The organism is Bartonella sp. AP72JLCBS, assembly GCF_042195705.1.
Taxonomy (GTDB): Bacteria; Pseudomonadota; Alphaproteobacteria; order Rhizobiales; family Rhizobiaceae; genus Bartonella.
The window spans coordinates 99,975-106,833 of sequence record NZ_JBHIOU010000004.1 but is presented as its reverse complement, the minus strand read 5'-3'; the positions used below and the strand labels follow the sequence as shown (position 1 = coordinate 106,833).

5 protein-coding genes and 1 pseudogene are annotated in these 6,859 nt (G+C 41.7%); 1 reads left to right on the top strand and 5 read right to left on the bottom strand.

Annotation, left to right across the window (positions count from 1 at the left end; translation table 11 throughout):
• From ACFILO_RS03600 to ACFILO_RS03590, 3 genes and pseudogenes are all read right to left on the bottom strand, one after another.
• Positions 1-324, bottom strand: a pseudogene (locus ACFILO_RS03600) (tol-pal system protein); the annotation flags it as partial.
• A 52-nt stretch (positions 325-376) separates the two neighbouring features.
• Entirely contained in the window at positions 377-898 is a 522-nt protein-coding gene (gene pal, locus ACFILO_RS03595) for a peptidoglycan-associated lipoprotein Pal (protein ID WP_375611765.1), read from the bottom strand.
• A 202-nt stretch (positions 899-1,100) separates the two neighbouring features.
• Positions 1,101-1,796 carry a DUF1013 domain-containing protein gene (locus ACFILO_RS03590; protein ID WP_375611764.1) on the bottom strand — a complete coding sequence of 232 codons (696 nt, stop codon included), beginning with the start codon at positions 1,794-1,796 and terminating at the stop codon, positions 1,101-1,103.
• Positions 1,797-2,164: 368 nt separating this feature from the next.
• On the opposite strand from ACFILO_RS03590, the gene ACFILO_RS03585 reads away from it, so the two are divergent.
• Positions 2,165-2,911: a YebC/PmpR family DNA-binding transcriptional regulator gene (locus tag ACFILO_RS03585; RefSeq protein WP_254492472.1), complete on the top strand. Its 747-nt coding sequence runs from the start codon at positions 2,165-2,167 to the stop codon at positions 2,909-2,911.
• Between the two features lie 1,084 nt (positions 2,912-3,995).
• On the opposite strand, the gene tolB is transcribed toward ACFILO_RS03585, so the two are convergent.
• A complete protein-coding gene (tolB, locus tag ACFILO_RS03580) occupies positions 3,996-5,321 on the bottom strand; it encodes a Tol-Pal system beta propeller repeat protein TolB (RefSeq protein WP_375645667.1) in 1,326 nt (441 codons plus the stop codon).
• 38 nt (positions 5,322-5,359) lie between these two features.
• Positions 5,360-6,823, bottom strand: a complete 1,464-nt coding sequence (locus ACFILO_RS03575; protein ID WP_375677842.1) for a cell envelope biogenesis protein TolA — start codon at positions 6,821-6,823, stop codon at positions 5,360-5,362.
• Between the last annotated feature and the right edge of the window lie 36 nt (positions 6,824-6,859).

Below are 6,859 nucleotides of genomic sequence, written 5' to 3'. Positions count from 1 at the left end.
ATCAACAGCCTTATTAACAGCGTCAGTGGCTTTTTCTATCACATCAGATGCTGCTTTATCGGCTGCTTCAGGCGCTTTCTTCACGTCATCAGTTGCCTTATCAACTGCATCAGTGGCTTTTTCCGCCGCATCAGATGCTGCTTTATCGGCTGCTTCAGGCGCTTTCTTCACGTCATCAGTTGCCTTATCAACTGCATCAACTTTATCCGTATCATGTGCAGGATATTCGGAAGCCTTTCGTGCCGCACTTTGAACAAGTGAAGTAGAACAAGCTATGAAAACCCCCATATAAAAGAGTGTTTTCCAATTGATTTTACGATACATTCTTTTTTCCCCTTAAGAGCTTATTGAATAGTTGAAACAAACAATCTTCTTTTTAATGATTATTCATGTCACTCAACGTTGTCACAGCACGTCGATTTTGATTCCAACAGGAAATATCATCACATACTGCTACAGGTCTTTCTTTTCCGTAAGAAATTGTTTGAATCCGTTGTGCGGACACACCAAGAGACACCAAATAGTTTCGCACAGCAACAGCACGGCGCTGTCCAAGTGCCAAGTTATATTCACGTGTTCCCCTCTCATCAGCATGACCTTCGATCATAATAGAATAATAAGGATAATGAAGCAACCATTCTGCTTGGCGCGTTAAAATACGTTCAGCATCAGCATCAAGTGAAGAAGAATCGAGACCAAAAAACACGCGATCACCCACATTAACCGTAAATTCTTGTCCTGAGCCTGGTGACACCTGATTCAAACCAGCATCATTCATATAAGCGCCATTCATACCGTTAAGTGCACCAACATTTTTTTTGCCACACCCACCCAGGCATAGTGAGAAAAGAAAGAGGATAGCTAAGGAATGAGAGATGGTTTTTTTGGTAGAGCGCATAGTCCGTTTCTCCTTGAATTTCGTAAAGAAGGGTCAATTCTTAAAAATATTTTTAAGAATAACCGTTAATTCCTAATGAAGAAGAAATTTTTTCTGTTTTTTCGTCCTCATTTTTACTTTTAAGTCTCTGCCAATTTTTCTTCTCTTCAGCCATTCCTCTAACATTTCCATAAGAAATGTTTCCCTTATGCGTCATGGCTTTTTATGCATCATCTTGATCTTGACGATTTTTTTGCAGCGCGTTCAGCTTTGCAAAAACTTTATCAGCGTCAAAAGTCTTATGCAGATTTTCTTCACTCTCATTTTCCTCTAGAGCAGCGTTTTCCGTCACAGAAGCGGGAAGCAACGACCTATCTTCTTCTGCTGCAACAGGACGATTTTTCGCCGCACGCTGGAGCTCAAAATCTAAATCGATTTGCGAACACAAACCAAGTCCTACAGGATCAAGAGGAACCAAATTTGCACTATTCCAATGGGTTCTAAGGCGGATTTGTTCAATTGTCGCTTTTGTTGTCCCAATCAACCGTGCAATTTGCGCATCTTTCAACTCGGGATGGTTCGTAACCAACCATAGGATACCATTGGGACGATCTTGGCGTCGAGAAAGAGGGATATAGCGCGCCCCTTTACGTTTTTTTTCAGGAATATGCACCCTCGATTGAGAAATTTTCAATCGTGCGTTTTGATCAGCCTCCACCCGTGCAATTTCACTGCGCGTCAATTGCCCAGAACTAATCGGATCTAAACCTTTAATACCATAAGCCGCATCACCATCGGCAATAGCTTTTACTTCCAAGACATGCAATTTACAAAATTCTGCAATCTGATCAAAAGAAAGAGCTGTATTATCAACCAACCAAACAGCTGTTGCTTTGGGCATCAAAAGTTGCGTTGCCATTTTTATAAATCCTCTTCTGCGCCTCTTCTATGAGGCAGGTTACCGCCCACTCAAGAGCACTGGAACTTTTTTATATGTTTAGGTCTCTCCAACCACTCCTAAAACAAAGCGAGGCATGGAATAAACCATTTTGCTATGAGATTACATTCTGTTATAGCGTTATTTTTGCTCAACGACAAGAGATCTCTCTTGTAATGATCCTCAACTAAGGTGTCTTTACCTTTAAGATGAATTTTCTTATAAAGGGTTTATTCGATTATTTCACCTCATGCTGTGGCACATTTATTCTGGTGGGATGCATGCTTTATCGCCTTAAATTCTAAAGAGTGTCCAACTGGAAAGAAAGCCCTCAAATAGGAAGGAAAACTATGGCAGGCCATTCACAATTTAAAAATATTATGCACCGTAAAGGGCGTCAAGATGCAATGCGCTCGAAAATATTTTCTAAGCTTGCGCGCGAAATTACCGTAGCAGCAAAACAAGGTGCTCCTGATCCAGCCATGAATCCACGTTTAAGGCTGGCTGTTCAAAATGCCAAAGCACAATCGATGCCGAAAGATAATATTGAACGCGCGATTAAAAAAGCGTCAGGCGCCGATGTCGAAAATTATGATGAAGTACGCTATGAGGGCTATGGACCAGGCGGCGTTGCCGTCATTGTTGAAGCTTTAACTGATAACCGCAACCGCACCGCTTCAAATGTGCGCGCCGCCTTCACAAAATCAGGAGGAGCCTTAGGGGAAACAGGATCGGTCAGTTTCATGTTTAATCGGATTGGTGAAATAATCTATAAGCCAGAAGCAGGAACAGCCGATAACATCATGGATGCAGCAATTGAAGCCGGTGCCGAAGATGTGCAATCAGAAGAAACCGGACATCATATTACCTGCGCATTTGAAGATATTGGTGAAGTTTCCAAAACACTTGAAGCAAAACTTGGTGAAGCAGAATCGATTAAAACGATTTGGAAAGCCACCACCCTTGCACCAATAGATGAAGAAAAAGCTTTGTCCGTTTTACGACTAATTTCAACATTAGAAGAAGATGATGATGTGCAAAATGTTTATGCAAATTTTGATGTCAGTGATGAGATTTTGGCAAAATTATCTGTATAATTGCCATCATTTGCATAAGCCCTCTCTTCATGCATGAGGGCTTCAAAAGCATCTGTCACCCCTCCTCTTTATCCGCACATATAAAAGCCCCGCGTCAATAGCGGGGAAAAGCTGTCAGTGCAACAAGAAAACCGCAATTAATTTCAGAAAACATAATCCCAAAAAGAAAGCATACAAAACTCTGTAGCCTCACGCCCTTCTTACATGCCCCAAAGATTATCCCTATATCCCCTCTCTCATTTGATCTTTTTGTTCTTTAAGATGAACCTCCTCTCTCCGCTCTCAAGTGATGAAAATGATCTAGCCTCTAAACAATTAGGGGTTTCCTAACGTATTCCTATGACGAATCACCCATGGAATTCGCTTGAAACTTAAGGCTCAACACACATGCACTCCCCTAAATATTCGCCATGCACTTAAAAAACACTTAAATATAGCAAGAGGTTTGTCCTATTTATACGCCCTATATCACCACACTTCAAAGGACAGTGTTTTTACAACATCACAGAATAAAAATAAGCAAATGGAAAGCCAGAGCTGATTGTTTAGCAAAGTATTGTACAAAAAGCCGGTACATCTCTCTAATCCGTTGCGGATAAATTTTTGACTTTATGGCATTAACTTTATGGCATCGTATATTTCTAAAATAACGTCATTTATCTTAAAAATCTGTCCTTTTGCTCTTACCAATCAATCAAGATTCAGATCTAAAACAACCGCGTACTTGAATAAAACACATCAGAGAGCAACAGCCCCCCTGACAAGAGTCCCGACTCTTCACAAACAAAATCGAAGAGGAAGTTAAAAAATATAGCGACACTTTAAATAAAAAGTTGAAATCTAAAGACCTCAGAATTTTCGACTCTATTTTTTCAAGGTCTTGTTTTGAATTTTTTTAAGCATTTTCCCCCAAGGAAATTCCATTATCGATCAACAACCGTAGATGATAGATGAAATCTACATAACTCCCCATACCCACTATAATCAATTCCTTCTTTTAAATAATTAAAGACAATTGAGATTGTTTAAACTTGAGACTGTATAGACTATATTCCTTCTATATTCTGTTTTTAAGCATTTTGTTTTACTGTACATTGAGCAAAGGCGACCATGCTGGATCTGAAGCATCATTGGGGGTAGGGAGTTGTCGTTCATTGCGACCCGTAATATCAATCGTATAAATTTTTGGTCCCATACCGGGATTTTTGCGAAAGAACATCAGCACACGACCATTAGGGGCCCACGTTGGTCCTTCATTGTGAAACCCTGTGGTTAAAATTCGTTCTCCTTGTCCATCAGGGCGCATAACACCGATAGAAAATTGTCCGCTTAATTGTTTTGTAAAGGCGATATAGTCACCCCGTGGAGACCAAATAGGTGTTGAATAACTCCCATCGTTTGAAGAAATACGCTGAATATCACTCCCATCCGCATTCATTTTATAGATTTGCGGCTTTCCACTACGATCTGAAGAAAAGACAATTTGTTTTCCATCCGGTGAATAAGAAGCAGAAGTATCAATAGCAGAAGTTGTTGTAAGTCGCGTCATCGTACGGGTTCGTAAATCCATAGTGTAAAGATTGGCACTCCCATCATTTTGTAACAAACTCATGATAACTTTTTGTCCATCAGAAGAAAAACGTGGAGCAATTGTCATGTTATTAAACGTTCCGATCAACTCTCTTTGCCCCATTTCAATTTGTTGGAGATAAACATGAGGTACTTGATTGTCCTCGTAAGCCATATAGGTCAATTCTTGTCTTTTTGGTGAAAACCGCGGTGTAAGCACCAATTCACTTCCATCAGACATATAAATCAAATTTGCTCCATCTTGATCCATCATTGCTAAACGTTTAATGCGTGCATTTTGAGGACCTGTTTCATCGATAAAAACAATCCTTGTATCAAAATAACCACTTTCTCCTGTCATCTCACTATAGATCTCATCTGCGATCATATGTGCCACACGCCGCCAACGTTCTGTCGCGGTATAAAAACGCCGTCCTTTCAATTGTCTTTGTCCAAACACATCCCATAAACGAAAATCGACCCTCAAACGTCCATCGATTTCTCTCATGACTTGCCCAGTAACTAAACCTTGCGCTTTTATTTTCTGCCAAGAAGCAAAATGTGGTTGTTTATTAGGATTAGAAATGTTTTCAAAAAAATTTGCTTTATCAAGCGGTAAAAACAGCCCCGACCGTTCGAGATCGGCTGTCACCACAGCAGATATTTTCAACCCAATCGAATCATTGGAAATAAAGTCTGTAATTGCAATGGGAATGGGATTAAAATCAGCGCTCGAAATAGTTCCTTTCAATTGCGCATAACCCGATGAAATACTTGAAAGCCACACCCCACAAGTGACAATAAACCAAGCAAAAACTTTATGTCTCGTTATAGTCATCATGGAATGTGTCCTTTCGTTAAGCGCTTTTTTCTCGTTTATCATCTTATTTCTTGGAGGGGATCAACATTAAAGTCAAAACCTTGCCCCCATAGATCATATTGATCACGTGGGAGATCTGCATAAGGTTGGCATGAAAAGACAGCAGCATACACCTGCCTTATCATAATAGCTTGTTGACTCTCAAGGCCGCTTATGGGATCAATGATAGGATCGCCCACAACCATCCCTTCACGGTCTAAATAAAATCGCAACCGCACGACCGGACGATTTTTTAAATCGCCGCCAAGCGCCACAAGTTTAAGCTTCTGTTGAATACATCCCCCCGCAATATTGACCAATGTTTGTGCCATTTTTGTGGTATCATTAATATTTTTTCTTGCACCCAAAGCTTCTGGTGTATGAGAACGTTTTGCTCCCCCTCCTTGTGACCGCGCACGATTGAGCAAATTATTTTCCTCCAGAGCTAAAATATCTTCAATGGTCTGTTTCTCTTGGTTTTTCTTGTTAAGCTTTGGCGTCTTTTGATTCAATGCAGCCTCATTCTTCTTTGGAAATTCTCCGTCAAACTTTGGTTTAAACTGTGGAAGAAGAGATTTTTCTGGAAGTACAATTTTGGGCGCTTGATGAACAATCTGCTCTGCTGATACTTTTGGGACCGTTGGAGCCAATTCTTTTGGCGATATCATTTCTTCATTTTTGTGCGCAGGCTTGAGCGCATCCTTAGAGGCATCTTCCGGCACTCTCAAAGGCATCTCAGGCGCAACCTTGGGTGCATCCTCCGGTGCTTCCAAAGGCATCTCAGGCGCAACCTTGGGTGCATCCTCCGGTGCTTCCAAAGGCATCTCAGGTGCAACCTTGGGTGCATCCTCCAGTGCCTCCAAAGGCATCTCAGGCGCAACCTTGGGTGCATCCTCTGGTGCCTCCAAAGGCATCTCAGGTGCAACCTTGGGTGCATCCTCCAGTGCCTCCAAAGGCATCTCAGGCGCAACCTTGGGTGCATCCTCTGGTGCCTCCAAAGGCATCTCAGGTGCAACCTTAGGTGCATCCTCCAGTGCCTCCAAAGGCATCTCAGGCGCAACCTTGGGTGCATCCTCTGTTTTTGCTTCTAATAATTCTGGTTTTGTAAGTTCTGGTGCAGATGTTTCTGATGTGTTCTCGCTTGATGGTGGCGATGCTGTTTCAACGGGACGCGGCTTTTCCTTTGGTTGAAATGGTGCAAGACTATCTATTTGTCCCTCTCCAATATGGCGTGCATCTTCTTTCTCTTGTGGCTGCATAGTTGGTTTGACGGCAGGGATTGCACGGATAGGAGCCTTCACGGCTCCTTGTTGAGAGGAAAACTCGTCCACCAAAGGAGCAAGAGTGATGGGAATTGCTTCCAACGGTTGTGGTAAAGAGACAGAGTTTGTAAACTGAACGGCTCCCCAACTGAGAAAAATGACATGGACCACAAGGGATAAAGCCAAGCCTCGTTTCATACTATGATAGGAGTCTTTGTTCATTCTTTATGCCTTACTTATGCCTTACATTTTTTCATT

Excerpts from the sequence above, each read along its gene's own strand:
- pal (WP_375611765.1), bottom strand. The coding sequence starts at position 898 with ATGCGCTCTACCAAAAAAACCATCTCTCATTCCTTAGCTATCCTCTTT.
- ACFILO_RS03590 (WP_375611764.1), bottom strand. The coding sequence starts at position 1,796 with ATGGCAACGCAACTTTTGATGCCCAAAGCAACAGCTGTTTGGTTGGTT.
- ACFILO_RS03585 (WP_254492472.1), top strand. The coding sequence starts at position 2,165 with ATGGCAGGCCATTCACAATTTAAAAATATTATGCACCGTAAAGGGCGT.
- tolB (WP_375645667.1), bottom strand. The coding sequence starts at position 5,321 with ATGATGACTATAACGAGACATAAAGTTTTTGCTTGGTTTATTGTCACT.
- ACFILO_RS03575 (WP_375677842.1), bottom strand. The coding sequence starts at position 6,823 with ATGAACAAAGACTCCTATCATAGTATGAAACGAGGCTTGGCTTTATCC.